A 23080-nucleotide genomic window follows, 5' to 3' on the forward strand; every position below is an offset into this window, starting at 1 on the left:
GGAGGCCCACCAGTGACCGGCAGCCCAGGAAGACGCAGCGCCGACACCGCCCCGGCGGAGGCGCAAGAGTTCATCCGCCGGGGCCGTGCCCTGGCGGCGGAGGAGTGCGAAGCCCTGCTCCTGCTGGGTGACCTCATCAACCATGACTTCTCGGGCCGCAATGCCCGTGATCCCGAGTTCAAGGAGTTCGCCGCAGCGATCGGCATGACTCCCGCCGTCCTTGCCAGGTACACCGAGGTTGCCGCATTCTTCCCGCCCAAGAGCCGTCGCCCGGAGATGTCGTTCTCGTGGCACGAGAAGCTGATGGTCTTGCTGAAGCAGGCAGGGGAGCGGACCTCGGGTCCCGCGAGGTGATCCACTTCTTGACTGGCGGGTACCCACGAACCGAATCGACGCCGATCCCGCCCGGCGACACCGCAGCGGGACTGGAGCCGCTCCACCTGCGGCAGCGCCCGCAATCCCGTCGATGCCCCACGACGCCGGGCCGTGCCCCATCCGTGCCCTTCGGAGCGGCGAACAGCGGTCAGCGCGGGTATCCCTGCACCCTTCGGTGCCGCCACGCCGGAGGATGTTTTCCCAGGTCAGACGCCAAATGATCTGCCTAAGCGGCGGTGATTCCCAAGCTTATAGCGCGGGTTCGATTCCCGTCATCCGTTCGTGAACGAAGCCCCAGGTCAGCGGCCTGGGGCTTCGTTGTTCTCGCTTGCTTTCCCTTGTTCTTGCGAGCCTGGGCTACTCGCCTCGGGGGCGCCAGACCGCGGCCTGGCGGACGGACACGAGCGCACCCCACACCCAGCCCGCGACGCCCACGAACGTGGCCGCGGCGGCGCACGCGGCGAGGAGTCCACCGGAGATGTACGAGGCGCCGGAGTCGGTGGTGGGGAAGGCCAGCCACTTGCCCACGACGGAGCCCACGAGGCCGGCCAGGGTCAGGGGCACGAGGATGCCGTGGGCGGCGGTGGACCAGTAGACGCGGGTATTGCCGGTGAGCGTGGTCACTGGGGCGAGGGCGCGGCCATTGCGGAGGAATTCCGCCAGGCCGGCGATGGCCGAGGCCGCGGCGAGCAGGGTGATGCCTGCCAGGCCGAACAAGGTGAGCCAGTTTCCTTGAAGCTGGTTCACCTTGGCGCCCGCGAGCCAGTTCTCGCCGATGGTGCCGACCTCCGCTCCCAGGGGGAACGTCCGGTACGCCTGTTGCTTGATCAACGCCACCGGCAGGTCCGTCGCATCCCGGGACACGAGAACCGACTGGGTGAATCCCCTCCCGTCGTTCAGCGATGTCACCGGATCCGCCTGGACCACGCTCACCTTGCCCTGAACTCCGCTGTTCCAACCGATCAGTTCCCTCATACGTGGATCCTGGGGCGGTCCGGTCAGACTCGACGGCTCGCGGGAGCAGCGCAGTTCGAGGGCCTGGAGTGCAGGGCACCTGCCTCGGATCGTCAAGCGGTCCGCTTCAGGGTCCTTCGTCAGGGACAGCTCCGCCATGTCGTCGGGGAGGGAGCGGCGGAAGGCCGCCAGCTGCCCGGCCGTGGCGGCACGGGGCTCGATGACCAGGGCGGACGACCCGATGCGCTCGACCGTGGCCTGCGCCGCCAGGGCATCCGCGCCGAGCTGCCCCTGCCAGGCGACCGCCTGGAGGAGAATCCCGATGGCGACCACGACTCCGGCGATCATGCGCGCCAGCGGCCCGGGATGAACAGCGGCACGACGGCCGGCGATGAGGAGCCCCGGCCTGCCGTAGCGGCGCCCCAGACCGGCCAGCTTCTTTCCCAGGACGCCGATGATGACGGCGATCGCGGCGGGGAGTGTGGCGAGGGTGCCGGCGGCGCCGACCCAGTTGGTCATGACGAAGGCGGTGGTACCGGGAGGGAAGAGGTCCGGCCCGCGGACGGCGGTCAGGAGGAGGATGGGGCATGCCACGGCCCACTTCACCGGAGACCGGCGGGCTCCCCTGATCCGGGTGCCGCCCGTGTTCTTCCGGCCGATCGCGTCCGTCAGCACCACGACCGCCAGCACCGCCGCGGCCGCCGCGAGGCTCACGGCCAGGAACGCCCACCACCAGCCGCGCAGGTCGGAGGCGACCAGGACGTGTCCGGTCCAGGGGAGGCGGAGGTCCACGGTCGAGGCGACGCCCGCGACGGCCAGTGCGAGCAGGGTCCCTGCGGTGACGGGACGCAGGACCTCGCCCAGGACGATCAGGGCCCGGTCGCGCGGGGTGGCACCCAGCACCGTGACCAGGGCGGTGCGCCGGTCCCGTACGTACGAGCCGGTCCGGGCGGCGACCGCCAGCAGCACCGCGGCCGGCAGCACGAGGAGCAGGGCGATCAGGACCAGGAACGTCCACTCGGGCTTGGCGTCGTCCGACTGTCCCACCGTGTAGAACGTGGGGCCGGCGGAGGGCCCGTAGCCGATGATCGGCCTCACGCTGTCGTCCTTCGCCGCGGTGTGCGGCACGACGTAGGCGAAGAGTTCGTCGGGCGACTGCAGGCCCTCGGTGCCGATCAGGCCCACCGTCCGGCCGTACCGGGTGGTGATGTCCTCGGCGCCCGGGTGATCGCGCAGCGCCGGGGAGAGTACGGCCTCGCCCGGGCGAGGCCAGCTCGACACACCCGGGGGCAGTGGAGCGTCCGCGGAGAGCCGAGTGAGGAAGACGACCCGGTAGAGGCTGCTGCCGGGGACCGAGTCGCCGGTGACACTCCAGGTGGCGCGGGCCGTACTGCCCGGCACGTCTTGCTGGAACACGGGCGCGCGGGCCTCGCCGCGCGATGCCTGGCCCTCGTACGTGGCGTGCGTGGCGATCACCGACGCCAGGGACAGGGCGAGCATCGAGGTAGCCAGAAGGAGGGCCACGAACCTGACGCGCCCCGCCTCGGCGCGGCCTCCGGCCGTCGCCCCGACGGCGAGCAGCCTGCGGATAAGACCGTGCCGACTCATCGCTCCGCCGCCCACCCTTCCTGCACTGGGGTGAGGACGCCTCCGGTCAGGGTGAGGGTGCGGTCGGCGCGGCCGGCCACCGCGGGGTCATGGGTCACCAGGAGCAGACCGCAGTCGTACCGCCGAGGCATGTCGAACAAGGTGTCCGCCACCTTCTCCTTGGCTTCCTCGTCGAGGGCGCCGGTCGGCTCGTCCGCGAGAAGCAGCGTCGGGGAGTTGATCACCGCCCGCGCCACCGCAGCGCGCTGCCGCTCCCCGCCGGACAGTTCTTCGCTGGTCTCCGAGAGCGGCACCCCCAGCTGCGTCAGCAGCTCCCCCGCCCTCCGGTACGCGTCCTTGCGGGCCGCTCCCGCCAGAAGCGCCGCCAGGGCGACGTTGTCGGTGGGGGAGAGTTCGGGCAGGAGTTCGCCGAACTGGAAGACCATGCCGATGTGGCGGGCGCGGTGCTGGGCCAGGACCTTGCCCCGCAGGGCAGCCATGTCCACGCCGCCCACCTCGACCGTTCCCCCCGAGGGCCGGACCAGTCCCAGAGCGCACGACAGCAGGGTGGACTTGCCGGAGCCGCTCGGTCCCATCACCGCGACGGACTCTCCCGCTCGGACGTCCAGGTCCAGCGCACTGAACAAGGACCGCCCGGGAACCTCGTATGTGAGTCCTCTGATGGACAACACCATCTCAACCACTGTGCTCCGCTTCCGACATGTCTTGCCGTTCGTACTCGTTCACGCGCGGGACGGGGTGGCACACAGAGCGCGCCACCCCGTTGCATCGCGACCTAAGCAGCCGCGGTTCCGCTACCGGTAGGACCAGGCGGAGCACGGGTCCGGCTGGAAGTCCTTCTCCTGGCACGCCTTCAGTGCGCGCACGTAGTTGGTCGCGTCAGCCCCGCTGTACACGGTCGTACCGGAGCCGCTCTTGTTGCGCAGCTCGTGGTTGTCGGTCGTGCGACGGTGGTAGGTGGCATAGGTCTCGTCGCCGTCCGCCTTGGTGTCGCTGACTGCGATCGAGGCGTTGGTGCCGTAGCTCCACGCCTTCGCGCCCTCCTTCTCGCCGTACATGTCACCGGCCATCGCCGGCGTGGCGGCGAAAAGGGCAGCGCCTGTGACAGCCAGCACCGCAATCTTCTGCTTGAGGTTCATGCTTGTCCTCCCCTGTTCGCGAACCCTGGCTGGGTCCGTATGGTGTGCGGCCGCGCCTTCTGGCCTGATCGCTCAACGTCCAGAGCCAGCAGGTGGGCAACCGCGGTGTAACCGTGACAGCCGGAATCTTGTGGATCTAGGGGGCTGCCATTACATGGCGCGAAAGCAACGACGTCACAAATCGCATATGCGCGGCGGCCAAGGCGGGGTGGCTTCGGTCAACCGGAACAACGCATGTCCCACGCATGCCGGAGAAGGCTCCTGATCCGACGGACAAGCGGAGGCGTCACCTTCCAGATCTCCGCGAGTTCAATGGAATGTGCCACCTTCAACCAGCGCGAGGCTGAAAGCGGACGCCCCGGGCTGGAAGTACGTCATATGGCTGGGCATCAAGCGGCATGATGCCTCCGGAGCCAAACCCTGCGCGGCACGGTTCTTGGCGCTGCCGTTCTCCGATGCTCCGCAGAGCACCGTGACTCATAGCGCGCGTTCGATCCCACCCGCAGCGCATGGAGTTCGCTCCACCCTGGCCTGTACAAACATCAGGCATGCAGGTGTCGATCCGGACCGAACCTCGGGCGAAGAGGTCGGGCGGGTCAGCTCTCGTCCGTTTGCGGGGGAGTTTGGGATTCCGTCGGCTCGTCGGTCGGCGCCGAAGCGTCGCCGTCAAGAAGGGGGACCGTCGCCACGGTGGGCGGGCAGGTTTCCCCCTGTCGGGGGCTTGTCGCCCGTCCACTCCGTGGAGCAGATTCTGGCGAGGTCCACCACCCATTCCAGGTTCCGCTCCGGCAACTGGGCCGCGAGGCTGTCCAGCCACTCCTGCTCAGTCATGTCGTCATTCCCTCCCCTGATCGGGTACATCTTCCACCATTCTCCTGGGAGCACGAGCCGAACCGCGGCTTCCTGCGCGCGCTGCACGCCCTGGCCCGGGCGGCCGGCGCGATCGGCGAGAAGGAGGAGTTCGAGCGCTGCACGACCTTCCTGCGGGACTCCTCGGAGACCGCGGCCGAGACGCTCGGCTGACCTTCCGAACGGTCTTCCGGAGGACCCTCCGGAAGGCCTTCGATTCGGCCCTCCGGACGACCTGATCCGTCCCGGTTTCCCCCGTCTTGCGGGGCAGGGGGAAATCGGGACAGACCTCTCGACGTGTTCGAGCGCGTTCGAGGACGGAGCGGCGGGGCCGGTACGATCCCCGGGACCGCAGGACCGAAGACGCCGGTTCCGAGGCCCCGCCTCCTCTTCCCCCACACCGGCCGACGCAGGGGAGAAGTCTGTCGTGGGCAAGCGTGCCGCACCCGCAGGACGGCGAGGAAAACAGAGCCGCCGGCGGGGCAGAGGCAGACGCGGCCCCGTGCGCCGGCTCGCGCTGCCGGTCCTGGTCCTGGCAGCCCTCGCGCTCGGCGGCGGAGCCGCCCTCGCGCACTTCAACGGCCAGGTGGCCGACGATGCGGCCGCCCCCGCGCCGGAGGCGACGACCGCGACGGCGGCGCCCACGACGGACGCGCCCACGCCCCGGCCCACGACGGCGAAGCCGAAGCCGAAGGCCACGACGGCGAAGCCGAAGCCCACCCCCAAGCCGACCCCGAAGAAGACGACCGTGCCGCAGTCCGGCGCCGGGACCTTCACCACCGCGCAGGCCTCCGGCGACGCCGTCGGCACCGGCGGCTCGCTGCGCCGCTACCGCGTCCAGGTCGAGGACGGCATCGAGCTGTCGGCGCGCTCGGCGGCGGCCGAGATCCAGCAGATCCTGGACCATCCGCGCAGCTGGGCGGCGCACGGCCGGGGCCGCTTCCAGCTGGTCTCGCAGAACGCCGACTTCGTCATCCGGATCGCGACCCCGGACACGGCGGACGCCCTCTGTGCCCGGCAGGGCCTGAACACCCACGGCGAGCTGAACTGCGAGACCACGGACGGCGTCGTGGTGAACCTCAAGCGGTGGATGACCGGCTCGCCGACCTTCGCGGGGGAGGCGGCCGAGTACCGGCACCTGATCATCAACCACGAGGTCGGGCACGAGATCGGCATCCGGCAGCACATGGGCTGCCCGGGTCCGGGCAAGCTCGCGCCCGCGATGATGCAGCAGATCAAGGGCCTGAACGGCTGCCGGTCGAACGCATTTCCGTATGACGAAGACGGTAGCTACATCACGGGGCCGATCGTGTCATGATGCGGTTGGGACGGCGCGCGACGAAGCGCGTCTCCCGAGGGGACCGGGGCTCCCGTGCCGCAGGAACGAAGGCGCGCACGGTGGAGCAGACCGCTACCCGGTAGTTCGTATCGAGGAGACAGCAATGTCCACCTTCCCCGATGCCGGAGCCGGTTCGGTCGACCCGAACCTCGACTTCGCGGGTACCACGCCGTACGAGGACTACGTCCAGGCGGACGTCCTCACCCACCTCCAGCACCTCCGCTCGGACGACCCCGGCGAGATGGTCTTCCTGGTCACCACCCAGGTCATGGAGCTGTGGTTCACGGTCATCGTCCACGAGTGGGAGACCGCGAGCCGCGCCCTGCGCGAGGACCGCGTCCCCGTCGCGATGGACGCGCTCAAGCGCTCGGTCCGCGAGCTGGAGGCCCTGAACCACTCGTGGCGGCCGCTCGCCCAGCTCACCCCGGGCCAGTTCAACGCCTACCGGGCCGCGCTCGGCGAGGGCTCCGGCTTCCAGTCGGCGATGTACCGCCGCATGGAGTTCCTGCTCGGCGAGAAGTCCGCGTCCATGCTCGTCCCGCACCGGGGCGCGCCCCGCGTGCACGCCGAGCTGGAGAAGGCCCTCCAGGAGCCGAGCCTGTACGACGAGGTCCTCGGCCTGCTGGCCCGGCGCGGCCTGCCCGTGCCGCAGTCGGTCCTCGGCCGTGACCTCGCGCAGCGGTACGAGCCGTCCCCCGAGGTCGAGGCCGTCTGGGCCGGGATCTACGCGGACGCCGACCAGAACACCGAGCTGGTCCGGCTCGGCGAGGCCCTCAGCGACGTCGCCGAGCTCGTCTGGCGATGGCGCAACGACCACCTGGTCGCGACCAGGCGCGCGATGGGCGCGAAGACCGGCACCGGCGGTTCGGCCGGCGTGGCCTGGCTGGAGAAGCGGGCCCAGAAGAACGTGTTCCCGGAGCTCTGGACGGCCCGCAGCCATGTCTGACGACCTGCGACAGATAGCCCTCGGTCTCGACGCGGCCGACGAGCTGGCCAGGCACCGCGAGAAGTTCGCCCTCGACGCCGGGACCGTCTACCTCGACGGCAACTCCCTCGGCGCGCTCCCCGCGCACGTCCCGGCCCGCATGGCCGACGTGATCGCCCGCGAGTGGGGCGAGCTGCGCATCCGCTCCTGGGACGAGTCGGGCTGGTGGACCGCGCCGGAGCGGATCGGCGACCGGATCGCCCCGATCGTCGGCGCCGCCCCCGGGCAGATCGTGGTCGGCGACTCGACGAGCGTGAACGTCTTCAAGGCGGTCGTCGCGGCGGCCCGGATCAACGGCGACGACCGCGACGAGATCCTCGTCGACGCGACGACCTTTCCCACGGACGGGTACATCGCGCAGTCCGCGGCGCGGATGACGGGGCACGAGATCGTGGCGTGCGACCCGGCCGGCATGGCGGACGCGGTGAGCGACCGCACGGCGCTCGCGCTCGTCAACCACGTCGACTACCGGACGGGCCGGCTCCAGGACCTGCCCGGCCTCACCGCCGCGCTCCACGCGGCGGGCGCGCTCGCCGTCTGGGACCTGTGCCACAGCGCGGGCGCCCTGCCCGTCGGTCTGGACGCCCACGGGGTCGACCTGGCCGTCGGCTGCACCTACAAGTACCTGAACGGCGGCCCCGGTTCGCCTGCGTACCTGTACGTCGCCGAGCGCCACCAGGCGGCCTTCGACTCGCCGCTGCCCGGCTGGAACTCGCACACGGACCCGTTCGCGATGACCCCCGGCTACGAGGCGGCCGAGGGCGCGCTGAAGGGCCGGGTCGGCACGCCCGACATCCTCTCCATGCTGGCGCTGGAAGCGGCGCTCGACGTGTGGGACGGGGTCGCGATCGAGGACGTGCGCGCCAAGTCCCTCGCGCTCACGGACTTCTTCCTGCGGTGCGTGCGGGCGTACGTGCCGGAGGGCCGCGTCGTCTCCGTGACGCCGGACGCGCACGGCGAGCGGGGCAGCCAGGCCGCGCTGAGCTGCGAGAACGCGCCGGCCGTCATGGCCGAGCTGATCAAGCGCGGGATCGTCGGCGACCTGCGCCGCCCGGACGTCCTGCGGTTCGGCTTCACCCCGCTGTACGTCGGCTTCGCGGATGCGGAGAAGGCGGCGCGGGTCCTCGCGGAGGTCCTGGCCGACCTCCCTGCCTGAGGAATGACCGTCCGATGATCGCCTGATCTGCGGGGGCTCCGGTGCTGGTACCGTCCCCGCAGGTCAGGCCAATTCGGCCGCGTCACCGAGAGGTTGGAACAGCATGCCGGACCCCGCCGCGCGCGATGCCGCCGAAGAAGCGTCGGCCTTCTCGCACCCGGCCGTCCCCCCGGACGCCTCCGCAGCGTACGGCGACCACCCGGACCAGGTTGTCGACTTCTACGTCCCGCGCGACGGCCGCACCCGGGCCCCGCTCGTCGTCGCCCTGCACGGCGGCGCGTGGCGGGCGCCGTACGACCGGCAGCACCTGACTCCGTTCGTGGACTTCCTGGCCCGCCGCGGCTTCGCCGTGGCCAGCGTCGAGTACCGGCGCGGCAGCGACATCCCCCGGCAGGGCGGTACGGCCCCGGTCGCCGGGCGCTGGCCCGAGACCTTCGACGACGTGGCGGCCGCACTCGACGCCGTACCCGGCCTGGCCGCCGCACACCTGCCGCAGGCGGACACGAACCGGATCGTCCTCACCGGCCACTCGGCAGGCGGGCACCTCGCCCTCTGGGCCGCCGCCCGGCACGTCCTGCCCGCGGACGCCCCCTGGCGGCTGCCCGCCCCGCCCGCACTGCGCGGGGTCGTCGCCCTCGCCCCGATCGCCCACTTCGAGCGGTCGGTGGAGCTCGGCGTCTGCGGCGGCGCGGTCACCGAACTCCTCGGCGGCGAGGCGGAGTACGAGCGCCGGGCGCCCTTCACGGACCCGGCCGTCCTCCTCCCGACGGGCATCGCGACCACGATCGTCCAGGGCCGTGAGGACACCGACGTCCCGCACACGGTCGCCGAGGCATACGCGGAGGCGGCGGCGAAGGCCGGCGAGGAGGTCGGCCTCACCCTCCTCGAAGGCGTCGGCCACTTCCCCCTGATCGACCCGGCGGCAGACGCCTGCGCGGTGGTCTCGGAGGAGATCGCCCAGCTCGCCTGGTGACGCCGGCGACGGACGCGCGGGGCGACGCGTAGTCCTCAGGGGGGACGGCCGAGGATCCGTATCCAGCGGGACGACCGGGTCCCCCGCCGCCCGTACCGTGGTTTGCGTGACCCAGACACAGACCTCCGAGACGAGCCGCAGTCCTGAGCTCCACCTGGTGCAGGAAGCCCTCGGCGGGCTGCGCCAGGAACTCTTCCACGACGCCTTCGCCTACCGCCCGCTGCCGCGCATGGACGTGGACGGCGGGCCGACCCGCTTCCTGCCGAGGCGGATACGGGTCTACACCGGGTTTCTCCCGCACGCCTTCGTCGCGTTCTGGGCCGTGATCGTCTTCGCCCTGGGGTACGACCGGATCTACTACGGCTTCGGCGCGGCGGCGCTCGTGGCCACCTGCGTGCCGGCCGCGATCGTGATGCTCACCCTGGTCCGGCCGGTCCTCGCCTTCTGGGCCTCGCTCGGCGCGGCCCCCTTCATCGGGTACATGGTCGGATTCGGCGGCGGCTGGCCCTGGTCGGCGGCCTGCCTCGTCGCCCATCTGGTGGTCCTCGCCGTGGTCGCCGCGCGCACCCGGCCCCGTACCGCCGTGTGGATGTGGCTGGTGACGGCCGGCTACTGCCTCCTCACCGAGATGTTCCTCGGCAGGGGGCGCAGCTCCGACTCGGTCCCGCTGCTGTTCGTCGCGGCTCTCGCGCTGCTCACCGTCTCCATGGTGCAGGTCCGCCGCCAGGCCACCCGCGAGGTCACCGCCCAGCAGACCGTGACCGCCCAGGAGATCTCCAAGCGGACCGTCCTGGAGGAGCGCACCACCATCGCCCGTGAGCTCCACGACGTCGTCGCCCACCACATGTCGGTGGTCGCCATCCAGGCCGAGGCCGCGCCCTACCGGGTCGAGAACCCGCCGCCGGAGCTGGAGCAGGCCTTCCTCACCATCCGCGAGAACGCGGTCGCCGCGCTGACCGAGCTGCGCCGCATCCTCGGGGTCGTCCGCGCCGAGGACTACGAGGCCCCCGACGCCCCGCAGCCGACCCTCGGCGACCTCGACTCGCTCGTCCGCAACGTCGCGGAGGCCGGGCTCGTCGTCGAGAAGACGGTGACCGGCTCGGTGCGGGAGCTGCCGCAGGGCGTGGAGCTCTCCGCGTACCGGATCGTTCAGGAGGCCCTGTCGAACGTGCTGCGGCACGCGCCGGGCGCGGCGGCCAAGGTCGAGGTGTCGTACGTCCTCGGGGGCCTCGGGCTGCGCGTCGCCAACGGGCCCGCACGGGGCCTCGTGAAGCCCTCGCCGGGCGCCGGGCACGGCATCACCGGCATGCGGGAGCGTGTGACGATGCTCGGCGGGGAGATGACCGCCGAGGTGACGGCGGACGGCGGCTACGAGGTGGCGGCCTTCATCCCCGTCAGCCGTGAAGAGGTCCGCGAGGAGGCCGGGGAATGAGCATCAAGGTGCTGATCGTCGACGACCAGATGATGGTCCGGGAGGGCTTCTCGGTGCTGCTCGGAGCGATGCCCGACATCGAGGTCGTCGGCGAGGCCGTCAACGGCCGGGAGGCGATCTCCCAGGTCGCCGCCCTCCGCCCCGACGTCGTCCTCATGGACATCCGCATGCCCGAGCTGAACGGCATCGACGCCACGCGGGAGATCGTCGCCGCCGACGCGGACGCGAAGGTCCTCGTCCTGACCACTTTCGACCTGGACGAGTACGTGTACCAGGCGCTGCGCGCCGGAGCCTCCGGCTTCCTCCTCAAGGACGCCTCGGCCCGGCAGCTCGCGGAGGGCGTGCGGGTCGTCGCGTCCGGCGAGGCGCTGCTCGCGCCGACCGTCACCAAGCGGCTGATCACCGAGTTCGCGAAGGCGCCGGGCAGCTCCCCGAAGCCGCCGGCGATGGCGCAGATCGGGGAGCTCACGGAGCGGGAGACGGAGGTGCTCGTGCTCATCGCGCAGGGCCTGTCGAACGTGGAGATCGCCGAGCACCTCGTCGTCGCCGAGTCGACCATCAAGACGCATGTGAGCCGCATCCTGGTGAAGCTGGGCCTGCGCGACCGGACGCAGGCGGCGGTCTTCGCGTACGAGGCGGGTCTGGTGCGCGTCGGCGGCTAGGGCCTGTCCGGCGGATCATGGCCGGGCCGTGGCGTGATCCACCGGACAGGCCCCTGGATCCGCTCGGGGGCCGGGGGTAGCGTCCGCTCATGGAAGCTGTTGACGTCGATGCCCTGTACGACCCCTGGTCCCCCGAGTTCGTCGCCGATCCGTACCCCGCCTACGCCCGGCTGCGCGCCGCCGGCCGCGCGCACTGGCACGGCCCCACCCGGCAGTGGCTGATCCCGCACTACGAGGACGTGTCGGCGCTCCTCCGGGACCGGCGGCTCGGCCGGACGTACACGCACCGCTTCACCCACGAGGAGTTCGGGCGGGAGGCACCGGACGCCGCGCACGAGCCCTTCCACACGCTCAACGACCACGGGCTGCTCGACCTGGAGGCCGCCGACCACACCCGGATCCGGCGGCTCGTGTCGAAGGCGTTCACGCCGAGGACGGTGGAGAACCTGGCGCCGACGGTACGGCGGCTGGCCACCGGGCTCGTCGGGGATCTGGTGGCGGCGGGCGGCGGCGATCTGCTCGCCTCGGTCGCCGAACCCCTCCCCGTCGCGGTGATCGCCGAGATGCTGGGCGTCCCGGAGGACGACGAGGAGCGGGGGCGGCTGCGGCCCTGGTCGGCGGCGATCTGCGGGATGTTCGAGCTGAACCCCTCGGAGGAGACGGCCCGGCGGGCGGTCGCGGCCGCGATCGAGTTCTCGGACTACCTGCGGGAGCTGATCGCGCGGCGCCGGAAGAGCCCGGGGGGCGACCTGATCTCGGGTCTCGTCGGGGTGGAGGGGCTGACGGAGCAGGAGATGATCTCCACCTGCGTCCTGCTCCTGAACGCGGGCCACGAGGCCACCGTGAACACCACGGTCAACGGCTGGTGGACGCTGCTCAAGCACGGCGTCCGGCCGGATCCCGAAAAGTTGTCCACAGCTGTGGAAGAACTTCTGCGGTACGACACCCCGCTCCAGATGTTCGAGCGCTGGGTCCTCGACGACATCGAGGTCGGCGGCCAGGTCATCCCGCGCGGCTCCGAGGTCGCCCTCCTCTTCGGCTCCGCCAACCGCGACCCGGCCCGCTTCGGCCCGACGGCCGACGAGCTCGACCTCACCCGCGCCGACAACCCGCACATCACCTTCGGCGCGGGCATCCACTACTGCCTGGGCGCCCCGCTCGCCCGCCTCGAACTGGAGGCGGTCTTCGGTGAGTTGCTGCGCCAGGCGCCGAACCTGCGGCTCGCGGCGGAGCCGGTGTGGAAGCCGGGCTACGTGATCCGGGGCTTCGACGAGCTGCTCGTCGAGGTGTGAGCCTCCACGGGCGGGGCGAGCCGGTCGAGCAGCGCCGGAAAGCCCTTCCCGCCCGCCTCCTGGTACGGCCCCGCGGGCCACAGGGGGCGCCCGTCGATCCAGGGCACGACGAACGCGTCACCGTCCCGGGTGTGGTCCCGCCAGCCGTGCAGCCCGGCGGGGCCGACGGGCAGGGCCGGCAGCCCGCGGCGCGGGTGCTTCGGCGGACCCGGCGGAACGAGCGGGAGGACCCCTTCGGGTACGTCGTCCAGGCCGCCGTGCATCGGGAAGAACACCAGGACGGGGGCGCCGCCGTGCGGGTCGTACAGCAGGACGTACCGGCGCGGGACGGGGGTGAAGGAGGTCGCGGCCCGGGTCAGCACCCGCACCATGGGCCTGCCGGCGGTCAGCATCCGGTAGCCGGAGAACGCGAGGCCGGCCAGGGACACCGCCCCCGCGAAGAAAAGCTTCGGGAGGTCCCGCTCCGACGGCCCGGTCAGCGCGACCGCGCCCACGACCGCGCAGAACACCAGCGCGATCAGCACAGCCTGCACCCCGGCGATGCGCCGCAGGCTCCGCACCCGCCACCACGGCACCTCGCGCACGTCCGCCTCGGGGCGCGGCGCCTTGCCCGGCGGCTCGGCCTGCCGCTGGGCGTGGGCGGCGAGCACGCGGTACGTCGGCCCGGACACGGGCCGCGCTCCGTCGAGCCGCTCGGGCGGACCCTCGGGGGCGAGGTGAACCAGGCCCTCGGGGGGAAGGAAGACCGGGCCGTCGGGGCCGTCGACGAACTCAGGGGCGTCGTAGACGTCATAGGAGTCGGGGGAGACGAGGGACTCGGAGACGTCGGGGGTGTCGAAGGCCTGGGAGGTCTCGGGGTTGTCGAAGGCCTCGGGAACCCCCGGCCCCTGCGGCTGCCTCGGGGCCGGCCGGTGCAGGAGCCCCTGGGCCTCCGCGCGCGCGACGATCCGGCGGCGCACGTGCTCGCCCCGGAGCGGCTTCGCCCAGATCAGCGGCCCGCCGCCGGGCGGTGCGAGCACCCCGCCCACGCGCGGGTCGCCGCACCACCAGAGCACGCCGTCCGGACCCGGCCGCACCTGCTCGTACCGCTGCCGGGTCGCGACCGCGGCCAGCGGCCAGGTCTCGGGGCCGTCCGGCGCGCGCAGCACGAGGCTCGTCGCGTGCCCCTTGCCGCCGACCGTCGCGGCGGGGTGCGCCGACCAGATGCCGGCGCCGAGCGTCCGCCGCATCCGCCGGGCGCCGAACAGCGAGGCGGCCCCACCGATCAGCGTGACGATCCCGAGCGCGAGGGGCAGGTTGACCGCGCCGCGGGGCCACGAGTCCGCGAAGACCGCCCCGAGGCCGCCGGCCAGGGCGACCGTCACGAGCCCCGCGACGATCAGCCCGACGGCTCTTCGCCGGTACCGCTCCAGCGCCCTCGCCGTCTCCTCGACGTCCAGCGCACACGTCATCGCACGTCCCCCCGCCCGGTGAATGTCCACTGGCGCGAGGCCCCACCCGGCATGCGCGCCAGGCCGTGATCCGACAGTAGTCGAACCGGCGTGACCGGACGGCGCTCCGGGTCAGGTCGCGGTACGGAGCTCCTGGGCCGCCTCCCGGGGCAGCATCAGTCCCCACGCGCCCGCCCGGGCCGTCCACGTCCGCCGCCGGACCGGGCCCGTGACGCGGCCGTCCGCGCGGTAGCGGAAGTCCGGGCCCGAGACCGTGAGGGTGCGGGCGGTCCCGTGACGGGCCGGGGCGGCCGACGGGTGGACGGTCACCTCCGCCGTCCCGGCGACCGAGCGGACCGAGACGCCCTCCACCGGTGTGTCCACGTCCGCGAGGAGCACCCCGTCCGCCTCGACCCGCAGCCGGTGGGTGCGGACCGCGAGGGCCGTGGGGGCCGGGCGGACCAGCGTGCGGACCAGGGAGCGGCAGGTGCCCCAGACGGACGAGGTCGGGCCCAGGGCGCGGACGGCCGACACGCCGGGGATGCAGAGGTCGCCGAGGACGACCCCGTCGCTGTCGTCGACCAGCAGGTCCAGGCGGCGTACGACCCCGTCGAGGACCGCCCGGGCCGCCGCCGGGGTGGAGTGCGGCACGCCGAGCGCATGGGCGATTTCCAGGGCGTCCGGCGGGCCGATCGGGACGAGGGAGAGCGACCCCTCGGCGAGGTCCCGCTCCCGGTGCAGCAGCGTCACCGTGCGGAGCAGCGCGCGGTCGTCGCCGAGCACCACGGGGTGCCGGGAGCCGCGCCGGGCCAGGGCCCGGGTGAATTCTTCCGGACTGTCCGGCAGGCAGATCTTCGCTTCCGCGCGCGCGGACAGGACATCCTTCGCGATCCGTACGGACTCGCCGTCACTTCGGCGGGCGACCGGGTCGACGATGACCAGCAGCTGGTCGTGATCCGACACCTCGGTCCTTCCTCGGGTAGCATCTTTGTGCAAGAGCCCCTTGCGCTATTGCGCCAGGGGCTTCGTCTATTCCGGGGCACACCGGTGAGGCGGCGTATGCCCCCTGACCTTGGACATGCCCCACCCGGAAGGGGTGTACGCCTGTGCCCGCACTTGTGCTGCTCGGTGCTCAGTGGGGTGACGAGGGCAAGGGAAAGGCCACCGACCTCCTCGGTGGATCCGTTGACTATGTAGTGCGTTACCAGGGCGGCAACAACGCCGGCCACACCGTCGTCGTAGGCGACCAGAAGTACGCGCTGCATCTTCTCCCTTCCGGAATCCTCTCGCCGGGGTGCACCCCGGTGATCGGAAACGGTGTCGTCGTCGACCCGGCGGTCCTGCTCTCCGAGCTGAGCGGACTGAACGAGCGTGGCGTGGACACGTCGAAGCTCTTGATCAGCGGTAACGCTCACCTGATCACCCCGTACAACGTCACCCTCGACAAGGTGACGGAACGGTTCCTCGGCAAGCGCAAGATCGGTACCACCGGTCGCGGCATCGGGCCGACCTACGCCGACAAGATCAACCGCGTCGGCATCCGGGTCCAGGACCTGTACGACGAGTCGATCCTCACGCAGAAGGTCGAGGCGGCGCTGGAGGGCAAGAACCAGCTCCTCGCCAAGCTGTACAACCGCCGCGCGATCGACGCCGCCCAGATCGTCGAGGAGATGCTCCAGTACGCGGAGCAGATCAAGCCGTTCGTCGCGGACACCACGCTGATCCTCAACAACGCGCTCGACGAGGACAAGGTCGTCCTCTTCGAGGGCGGCCAGGGCACCCTCCTGGACGTGGACCACGGCACGTACCCCTTCGTCACCTCCTCGAACCCGACCGCGGGCGGCGCCTGCACCGGCGCCGGCGTGGGCCCGACGAAGATCAGCCGGGTCATCGGCATCCTCAAGGCGTACACGACCCGTGTCGGCGCCGGCCCGTTCCCGACGGAGCTCTTCGACGCGGACGGCGAGGCGCTGCGCCGCATCGGTGGCGAGCGCGGTGTCACCACCGGCCGTGACCGTCGCTGCGGCTGGTTCGACGCGGTCATCGCCCGCTACGCGACCCGCGTCAACGGCCTGACGGACTTCTTCCTCACCAAGCTCGACGTGCTGACGGGCTGGGAGCAGATCCCGGTCTGTGTCGCGTACGAGATCGACGGCAAGCGCGTCGAGGAGCTGCCGTACTCGCAGACCGACTTCCACCACGCGAAGCCGATCTACGAAATGCTGCCGGGCTGGTCCGAGGACATCACCAAGGCCAAGACCTTCGCGGACCTGCCGAAGAACGCGCAGGCGTACGTGAAGGCCCTGGAGGAGATGTCGGGCGCCCCGATCTCCGCGATCGGCGTCGGCCCCGGCCGGACCGAGACGATCGAGATCAACTCGTTCCTGTAAGCGGTACGGGAGAAGGGCCCGCACCCCGGGAGACCGGGGTGCGGGCCCTTCCCCCCCCCGAACTACGCGACCACTGGCTGGCGTTGGACGCACGGGGTGGACGCCCGCCGGTGATCGGCGCCGAGATCGGCGGGGTGGACGAGACGTACGAGGCGCTCGTCGGCGGCCTCGGCGTCTGCCTGGTCGCGGCGGGCAACGCACCGCTGCCCGCCCGCGAGGGCGTCGTCGTCCGCCCCGTCCAGGGCCTCGCCCCCAGCCACCTCGTCCTGGCCCGGCGCGCCGACGACACCCGCCCCCTGGTGCGCGGCTACGCCCGCGCGGCGGCCGGGTTCAGCCCTCATGAGGCCTGAACCCGCCTTGTTCTGTGGTCAGTTGGAGTGCGTAATGAGTGCCACGTTGCAACGCCCTTCTCAGGGAGAACCGGGGGAACGATGGCAACACCTCCACAACCCACGGCGCCGCCACCACCGCCGTACCGGCCGGGTGCCGGTGCCGGTGCGATGGGGCACCTGCCGCTGGTCATCAGCAAGAGACTGCTCTGGGTGGGCCGAGCCGCCTACCCGCTGGAGAACATCGTCCGTGTCTACACCTTCGTCCTCCGGCCGCGCCGGGCAGAGGCCGTCCGCACGTTCCTGAAGCGGGCCGGACTCCTGCTGCTCGCCACGCTCGGAGTCCTGTTCTTCGCGTTTCTCGCCGAGTTCTTCAGCCGGGGTGAGGATCCGGGTGCCTTCCTCGGATTCCTGCTCCAGCTCGCCTTCCTCTCCGTCGTGGGCGGACTGATCTGGGCCGTGGTCGACATGCTCATCGTGGTGACCGCCTCCAGCCACTACGTCCTGGCCATCGAGACGAACGGCCAGTCGACCGCGATGGTCTCCGGCGACCCCCGCCACCTGGACGATCTCGTGGCGCAGATCGCGGCCGCGATCGACGAGCCGGACGCGCACCTCAACGTCGTCGTCGGAGCGCTCTCGATCAGCAACCCCAGCAACTACTACTTCGGCGACGCCGTGAACATCTACGGCGGCACCGGCAACACGGGCAAGGTGGTCTCATGAGCGGGGACGGTGGCAACAACTACTTCCACGGCGACGCGGTGATCATCCATGACGGCACCGGTCATCAGGGGATCGTCCACAACTACGCCGCCCCGCCGAAGCCTCCCACCCTGGACGAGGCCCTGCGGACCGTCGTCGCGCTCATGCGGGAGCTGCGGGCCGAGGTCGGGCCCGAGGACCAGCGGTCCTTCGACGACGCGCTGCCCGTGCTCGCCGCCGACGCCACGGACGCCGCCGGCACGGCGGTCGAGGTGCCGGGACGGCGCCGGGCACTGCTCACCGTCGTGGGCATCGCCACGCTGCTCGGGACGGTCGGCACACCGCTCCTGGACGCGGCCCGCGCGGCCCTGGAACTACTCGGTGTAGGCGGTTAAGGGCTCTCCAAGGCCCTTGCTCACTCAGTGTGTTCGGGTTCCCCGGCCCCGAGTTGCCAACTCGGGGCCACGGGAGAAGAGTGGTTCGTGTGATTCCTGTGAACCGTTGAGTCGTGGAACTCCGGTCACGTCGGGCCGCCTTCAGAGGCCGGCCCCCGCGGACGAAGCAGCACCCTGACAGCCACCTGGATTCACCATGACCACAACCGCCCAGCGACGAGTCGTCCGGGCCGCGAGCGCGTCCCTTCTGGCAGCGGGCCTGGCGCTGTCGTCAGGCATGAGCGCCATGGCGGCATCTTCCGCGCCGACGCAGGTCCAGGCCGTTGAAACGGGAAGGGCTCAGCCGACGCCGCCACCGCCCGCAGAGGAGGAGCCCGTCGAGCCGCCTCCGGTCGAGGAGCCCGCCGAGCCCGTCGAGCCGCCTCCGGCCGAGGAGCCCGCCGAGCCCGTCGAGCCGCCTCCGGCCGAGGAGGAAGTGGCTCCTGAGGAGGAAGTGCCTCCCGGCGAGGAGCAGCAGAACAACCCCGACGTGGAGGAAGAACAGAACCCGGCGGAGGAGGAGGCGAACCCCGCTGAGCAGCCCGGAGAGTTGCCCGCCGAGGGCGAGGAAGCGCCTCCCGCCCAGAACGTCGCGATTCAGACCCTGACCGCCGACGAGCTCAAGCAGGCGCAGGCCGACCTCGCGGGTACCAACCTCTCCGCCGCGGAGAAGGCGAAGGTCAAGAAGCAGCTGGACGACCTCCAGGCCATCATCAACGGGAACGGGACGCAGCAGCAGAAGGACGAGGCCAAGGCCCTCGCCAAGGGGCTGGCCGAAGCGCTGAGGCTCAGCAAGGACACGGACTTCCCGAAGGAGGACCGGGAGAGGTACGCGAAGCTCGTCCTCGGAGTCACCACAGCGCTGGAGAAGGTCAACGGGAACGGTTCCGTAGCCGAGCGGCTCGTCTACTTCAAGGTCCTCAACGACCTCAACCTGGTCCTCACGAAACTCACGGACAAGAACCTGACCGTGCAGGAGAAGGTGCTCTACTCCAAGTACGCGGACGTGCTCCTCGGCGGTGTGCTGGCCGCCCAGCAGCCGGGTACCGCGCCGACGAAGCCGGAGGACAAGAAGAAGGTCCAGGAGAAGCTGGCGAAGAGCGCCGCGGCGCTCAAGGTCTACCAGAGCGCGGACTCCTCCCCCGAGCAGCGGGCCGCCGCCAAGGCGACGCTCGACGAGCAGGCCGGTGCGGTGAACAACGCCAAGTACCAGGAGCTCGTCGCGGAGCTCAAGCGCCTGAAGGCGCCGCAGTCCTGCCTGGACGTCGTGCAGAACCGTACGCAGCAGGCCGGCTGGCCCGACGGATCCCTCTGGGGTCTGACCGACAAGGCCTGCAAGGACACCGTGCAGGCCGGCGCGGCGGACACCGACAGCGACTGGAACGCCCTCTTCGAGTGCGTGCTGGACCAGCCGTTCAGCAGCTGCACCGCCCGGATCCCCGAATAGCGCGAACAGTCCTACAACCGCAGGAACTCCCCCGGCTCCGCGTCCACCATCGGGTAGACGAGGAGCCGGTCCTTGCCCTCCCACGTGTCCACGGCCACGTAACTGGAGCCGTTCTCCGGGCACTCGGAGTCCGTGTTGTCCGGATCCTTGACCTGCGGGCCGATGACGAGGAGGTCGCCGACGCCCGCGAGGACGGACGTGGAGGCGCAGCTGACGACGTCGGTGGTGACCTCGCCGGCGTCGTTCGTGCGCGGGAAGACGTCGGTGATGCGGACGACCGGCGTGCCGATCGGGCCCTGGGTGACCGTCACCTCCGTGCGGTAGCGGTCGTCGTTGTCGCCGTAGACCTCCCGCATGGGCTTGCTGCGCCAGCGGCCGAGGTAGCGGTCGGGGACGACGGCGGTCCCGGTGGGCGCCTTGCGGAAGGTGGCCTTCGCGGCGCCCGAGGTCCACTCCAGGACGTCGGGGGAGCGCAGGGCGAGGGTCTGGTGCGCGGCGGGGGTGCAGCGCTGGGCGGGCACACTCGTCGTGACGTCGGACTCGCCGAACACGACCTTGTCCTCGTCGGCCGATACGAGCCGGGAGCGGCCCATGCAGAGCCGGCTCTCGGAGACCTGGACGTAGACCGCGCTCTTGGCGCCCGCCGCGCCCTGGGTGATCTCGATCCGGGCGGTCTCCCGGGGATGGTCGGCCGAGCCCTGGATGACGCCCTCCCAGGCGCCGAGGAAGCTGCCCGGGACGATTCCGGCGGGCCGGGCGGAGACGCCGTCGGTCTGGCCCTTGCCGCGGTTCTTCTGCTCGTCGCCGCCGGTGTCCGGGTCGGGCCAGAAGGTGTACGTGACGGTGGCCGCGGCGGCCACCGCCAGGGCCGCGACGGCGGCGGCCAGGGCCGTACGGCGCCGGGGGCGGGGTGTGGTGCGGGCGGTGGGCGGCAGCGGGGTGGCGGGCGTCGGGTCACCGTCGGAGGCGACCATCCTTGCTCCCCCTGACTCCGGCCCCGCCTCGGCCTCCAGGAGCCGGGCCGCGTGGCGGCCCAGCCGGGCCAGGACGTCCGCCGGGAGCCACGGGTCGGCGACCGGCAGCGTCTCGACGATCTCGGTCGCCGAGGGGCGCGCCTCCGGCTCCTTGGCGAGGCAGGCCCGGATGAGGCCGGAGAGTTCGGGCGCGAGGTCCGTCAGGTCGGGCTCGTCGTGGGCGATGCGGAACATCGTGGCGTGGACGCCGCTGTCGGCCGTCCCGAAGGGCGAGCGGCCGGTCGCCGCGTACGCGAGGACGGAGCCGAGGCAGAAGACGTCCGACGCGGGGGTGACCCGGTCGCCGCGGACCTGCTCGGGCGACATGAAGCCGGGGGAGCCGACGACCGCGCCGGTGGAGGTCAGTCCGCCGCCGTCGGCGACGGTGTCGACGGCGCGGGCGATGCCGAAGTCGATGAGCCGGGGCCCGTCGACGGTCAGCAGCACGTTGGACGGCTTGAGGTCGCGGTGGACGAGCCCGGCGTCGTGGATGTGGACGAGGGCGCGGGCCAGCCCGGAGGCCAGGGCCCGTACGGTCGCGGGCGGCAGCGGCCCGTACTCGTCGCCGACGACGGTCCGCAGCGACGGCCCGGGGACGTACCCGATGGCCACCCACGGGGCCTCGGCGGAGGTGTCCGAGCCGAGCACGGGCGCCGTGCCCGTCCCGCCGACCCGCTCCAGGGCCTCGACCTCGCGGGCGAACCGCCGCCGGAACTCCTCCTGGGCGGCCAGCTCGGCGTGCACCACCTTCACCGCGACCGTCCGGCCGCCGGCCGAGCGCGCGAGGAACACCCGGCCCATCCCACCGACCCCGAGACGGCCGATCAGACGGAACGGACCGATGCTGACCGGGTCTTCCGCGTTCAATGGCTCCACGGCGACGAGCATGCCAGACCGCGCCTCAACCGTCTCCGTCATCCGTCCCCGCAGACCCGCAGACCCTTCGGGGTGGAGCAGGGCAGGTGGCCGTGGGTGAGGACGACGTCCTGGCCGCTTCCCCGGATCAGGTAGTCGAGGAAGCTGGAGGTCAGGGAGTCCGCCGGTGGCCGGCCCCAGGTGTAGGCGTACTCGATCTCCCGGTACGGGTAGCTGGACGCGCCGATCTCCTCGACGACCGGCCTGCGCCCGTCGATTGCCACCCGGTGCAGGCCCTTCAGACCGCTGCCGCTGCGGAGTTCGGTGTAGCCGATGGCGCCGGGGAGCCGGGCGACGGTCGACAGGACCTGCTCGGTCGAGTCGAGTTCGCAGCGGACGACCTTCGAGGCGGGGTCGTCGAGGCTCTCGCAGTTCAGGGAGGAGTTGGCCAGCTCGTTGCGGCCGAGTACCCGTCGCTGGAACACCTCCCGCGTACCGGAGCTGGCATCCCTGCTGATGAGCCGGACCGGCTGGTGCATGCCGGGGACCAGCTCGTTCCAGTCGGTGATCTCGCCCCGGTAGAGGCGGCGGATCTGGTCCAGGGTGAGGTTCTCCAGGGGTATCCCGTCGTTGACGACGAGCGTGAAGAGGGAGACCGCGACCATGCTCTCCCGCAGCTGCGGATAGCCGCCCGGCTTGCGCCCGTCGGAGAGGGCGACGACGGCGGGCGAGCCCTTGCCGGCCTTCGCCCCGGACGCCTCCAGCTCCCGTATCCCGGCGGTCGAGCCGTGCGCGGTCACGTTCACGGTCGCGCCCGCGCAGTCCTTCTCGTACTTCTTCGCCAGCTCCCGCACGACCGGCGCGAAGGCCGTCGAGCCGGTGACGGTGAGGGTGCCCGTGGCGCAGCCGATCGGCGGTGGGGTCCGCTCGCGGACGATGATCGCGGCGAGCGCGACGACACAGACGGTGAGGGCGATCGTGACCGTCCGCGCGACCCGGCTGAAGACGGGCGGCTTGTCGTCGGGGGTCGTGCTGTGGTTGAGGTGGACGTGGCCTTCCGCGATGTTGCCGTCGACCGAGACCGGGTCGCCGATGGGGCCGCCGGTCAGCAGGACGAGCAGCTTGTAGTGGGCGCCGCGGTTGAGCGGGACCTTGGGCAGCAGGATCGTGGCGGCGCCCTCCGCCGGGCCCTGCCAGCTGTCGGGGAAGTGGCTGAGGAGCCGGGGGTGGTCGGGCGCGGTGACGACGACCGCCTTCACCCGCCGGTTCCGGAACTCGACGGTGAGTCCGTGGTCGTCACCGTCCGTGTAGTGGTCGGCGCCGATCGACAGGGCCCCGTCGTTCTCGATCCGGAGGAGGACGAGGGTGGCGTCGCGCAGTTCCGGGCTCGCGTTGAAGAAGCCGCGCCGCACGGCCGCGCCGGGGCCGGTCACCGCCCCGTCCGCGGCGGCGTTCCCGATGGCCGTGTCGAGCTGCACGCGGTAGCCGATCCGCCGTTGGTGCGGCACCCGCCGCTCGTACCAGACGGCTCCGGTGGAGACGAGGACGCCGAGGAGGGCGGTGACCAGGGCGATGAGGTTCTCAGCGGTGAGCCAGTCCACCCGCGCGACGGTACGGACGTGTGTGCGGTTCCGTGGGGTGCGTAGCCCCTCGTCACCCGGAGTTCGCCCTTCCTTCAGGCGGCCGATCAGGGGTTGCCCGAGGCTCGCGGGC

20 protein-coding genes and 2 pseudogenes are annotated in these 23080 nt (G+C 71.7%); 14 read left to right on the top strand and 8 right to left on the bottom strand.

Annotation, left to right across the window (positions count from 1 at the left end):
- Positions 1 to 12: 12 nt before the first annotated feature.
- Positions 13 to 354, top strand: coding sequence for a hypothetical protein (locus DEJ46_RS21110; RefSeq protein ID WP_150268649.1), 342 nt, complete (start codon positions 13 to 15; stop codon positions 352 to 354).
- 378 nt (positions 355 to 732) lie between these two features.
- Here DEJ46_RS21110 and DEJ46_RS21115 read toward each other — a convergent pair whose 3' ends face one another.
- The 4 genes from DEJ46_RS21115 to DEJ46_RS39225 all read right to left on the bottom strand — a co-directional run bounded on the left by DEJ46_RS21115 (position 733) and on the right by DEJ46_RS39225 (position 4907).
- Positions 733 to 2937: an ABC transporter permease gene (locus DEJ46_RS21115; protein WP_150268651.1), complete on the bottom strand. Its 2205-nt coding sequence runs from the start codon at positions 2935 to 2937 to the stop codon at positions 733 to 735.
- Positions 2934 to 3611 carry an ABC transporter ATP-binding protein gene (locus DEJ46_RS21120; protein WP_150268653.1) on the bottom strand — a complete coding sequence of 226 codons (678 nt, stop codon included), beginning with the start codon at positions 3609 to 3611 and terminating at the stop codon, positions 2934 to 2936. Before DEJ46_RS21120 ends, DEJ46_RS21115 begins: the two co-directional genes overlap by 4 nt.
- A gap of 120 nt (positions 3612 to 3731) precedes the next feature.
- Positions 3732 to 4076 carry a hypothetical protein gene (locus DEJ46_RS21125; RefSeq protein ID WP_150268655.1) on the bottom strand — a complete coding sequence of 115 codons (345 nt, stop codon included), beginning with the start codon at positions 4074 to 4076 and terminating at the stop codon, positions 3732 to 3734.
- Between the two features lie 666 nt (positions 4077 to 4742).
- Positions 4743 to 4907 (bottom strand): hypothetical protein, encoded by a 165-nt coding sequence (locus DEJ46_RS39225; protein ID WP_190623350.1) that lies wholly within the window; start codon positions 4905 to 4907, stop codon positions 4743 to 4745.
- Between the two features lie 36 nt (positions 4908 to 4943).
- Here DEJ46_RS39225 and DEJ46_RS21130 point away from each other — a divergent pair.
- The 8 genes and pseudogenes from DEJ46_RS21130 to DEJ46_RS21165 form a co-directional block, all read left to right on the top strand.
- Positions 4944 to 5099: pseudogene (locus DEJ46_RS21130) on the top strand (DUF3151 family protein); the annotation flags it as partial.
- A gap of 253 nt (positions 5100 to 5352) precedes the next feature.
- Positions 5353 to 6243, top strand: a complete 891-nt coding sequence (locus DEJ46_RS21135; RefSeq protein ID WP_150268656.1) for a DUF3152 domain-containing protein — start codon at positions 5353 to 5355, stop codon at positions 6241 to 6243.
- Between the two features lie 124 nt (positions 6244 to 6367).
- On the top strand, positions 6368 to 7210 hold the full coding sequence (locus DEJ46_RS21140; protein WP_056653149.1) for a tryptophan 2,3-dioxygenase family protein: 843 nt from the start codon (positions 6368 to 6370) through the stop codon (positions 7208 to 7210).
- The gene (gene kynU, locus DEJ46_RS21145; RefSeq protein WP_150268658.1) at positions 7203 to 8405 is read left to right on the top strand and encodes a kynureninase; all 1203 of its coding nucleotides are present in this window, start codon (positions 7203 to 7205) and stop codon (positions 8403 to 8405) included. The genes DEJ46_RS21140 and kynU overlap by 8 nt, the downstream gene beginning before the upstream one ends.
- 103 nt (positions 8406 to 8508) lie before the next feature.
- Complete coding sequence (locus DEJ46_RS21150; protein ID WP_150268660.1) at positions 8509 to 9378, top strand: alpha/beta hydrolase; 870 nt, start codon at positions 8509 to 8511, stop codon at positions 9376 to 9378.
- Positions 9379 to 9475: 97 nt separating this feature from the next.
- Complete coding sequence (locus DEJ46_RS21155) at positions 9476 to 10810, top strand: sensor histidine kinase (RefSeq protein ID WP_150268662.1); 1335 nt, start codon at positions 9476 to 9478, stop codon at positions 10808 to 10810.
- Positions 10807 to 11472 carry a response regulator gene (locus tag DEJ46_RS21160; protein ID WP_150268664.1) on the top strand — a complete coding sequence of 222 codons (666 nt, stop codon included), beginning with the start codon at positions 10807 to 10809 and terminating at the stop codon, positions 11470 to 11472. The genes DEJ46_RS21155 and DEJ46_RS21160 overlap by 4 nt, the downstream gene beginning before the upstream one ends.
- Positions 11473 to 11561: 89 nt before the next feature.
- Positions 11562 to 12764, top strand: a complete 1203-nt coding sequence (locus tag DEJ46_RS21165) for a cytochrome P450 (protein WP_150268666.1) — start codon at positions 11562 to 11564, stop codon at positions 12762 to 12764.
- Here the strand turns inward: DEJ46_RS21165 and DEJ46_RS21170 are convergent.
- Both DEJ46_RS21170 and DEJ46_RS21175 read right to left on the bottom strand, forming a co-directional pair.
- Positions 12722 to 14215 (bottom strand): hypothetical protein, encoded by a 1494-nt coding sequence (locus DEJ46_RS21170; RefSeq protein ID WP_150268668.1) that lies wholly within the window; start codon positions 14213 to 14215, stop codon positions 12722 to 12724. The two genes, DEJ46_RS21165 and DEJ46_RS21170, sit on opposite strands and share 43 nt — an antisense overlap.
- 111 nt (positions 14216 to 14326) lie before the next feature.
- Positions 14327 to 15157 carry a diacylglycerol kinase gene (locus DEJ46_RS21175; RefSeq protein WP_223834878.1) on the bottom strand — a complete coding sequence of 277 codons (831 nt, stop codon included), beginning with the start codon at positions 15155 to 15157 and terminating at the stop codon, positions 14327 to 14329.
- Between the two features lie 143 nt (positions 15158 to 15300).
- Between DEJ46_RS21175 and DEJ46_RS21180 the strand changes: the two genes are divergently transcribed.
- The 5 genes and pseudogenes from DEJ46_RS21180 to DEJ46_RS21200 all read left to right on the top strand — a co-directional run bounded on the left by DEJ46_RS21180 (position 15301) and on the right by DEJ46_RS21200 (position 19499).
- On the top strand, positions 15301 to 16584 hold the full coding sequence (locus DEJ46_RS21180) for an adenylosuccinate synthase (protein ID WP_056653106.1): 1284 nt from the start codon (positions 15301 to 15303) through the stop codon (positions 16582 to 16584).
- A 62-nt stretch (positions 16585 to 16646) separates the two neighbouring features.
- Positions 16647 to 16934, top strand: a pseudogene (locus tag DEJ46_RS21185) (LysR substrate-binding domain-containing protein); the annotation flags it as partial.
- 150 nt (positions 16935 to 17084) lie between these two features.
- Positions 17085 to 17639, top strand: coding sequence for a DUF6232 family protein (locus tag DEJ46_RS21190; protein WP_150268672.1), 555 nt, complete (start codon positions 17085 to 17087; stop codon positions 17637 to 17639).
- Positions 17636 to 18013 (top strand): hypothetical protein, encoded by a 378-nt coding sequence (locus tag DEJ46_RS21195; protein WP_150268674.1) that lies wholly within the window; start codon positions 17636 to 17638, stop codon positions 18011 to 18013. Before DEJ46_RS21190 ends, DEJ46_RS21195 begins: the two co-directional genes overlap by 4 nt.
- 196 nt (positions 18014 to 18209) lie before the next feature.
- Positions 18210 to 19499 carry a hypothetical protein gene (locus DEJ46_RS21200; protein ID WP_150268676.1) on the top strand — a complete coding sequence of 430 codons (1290 nt, stop codon included), beginning with the start codon at positions 18210 to 18212 and terminating at the stop codon, positions 19497 to 19499.
- 11 nt (positions 19500 to 19510) lie between these two features.
- On the opposite strand, the gene DEJ46_RS21205 is transcribed toward DEJ46_RS21200, so the two are convergent.
- Both DEJ46_RS21205 and DEJ46_RS21210 read right to left on the bottom strand, forming a co-directional pair.
- Positions 19511 to 21388 carry a serine/threonine-protein kinase gene (locus DEJ46_RS21205; RefSeq protein WP_150268677.1) on the bottom strand — a complete coding sequence of 626 codons (1878 nt, stop codon included), beginning with the start codon at positions 21386 to 21388 and terminating at the stop codon, positions 19511 to 19513.
- Between the two features lie 38 nt (positions 21389 to 21426).
- Positions 21427 to 22968, bottom strand: coding sequence for a substrate-binding domain-containing protein (locus DEJ46_RS21210; RefSeq protein WP_150268679.1), 1542 nt, complete (start codon positions 22966 to 22968; stop codon positions 21427 to 21429).
- Positions 22969 to 23080 lie beyond the last annotated feature (112 nt).

Source organism: Streptomyces venezuelae (assembly GCF_008642375.1).
Taxonomy (GTDB): domain Bacteria; phylum Actinomycetota; class Actinomycetes; order Streptomycetales; family Streptomycetaceae; genus Streptomyces; species Streptomyces venezuelae_G.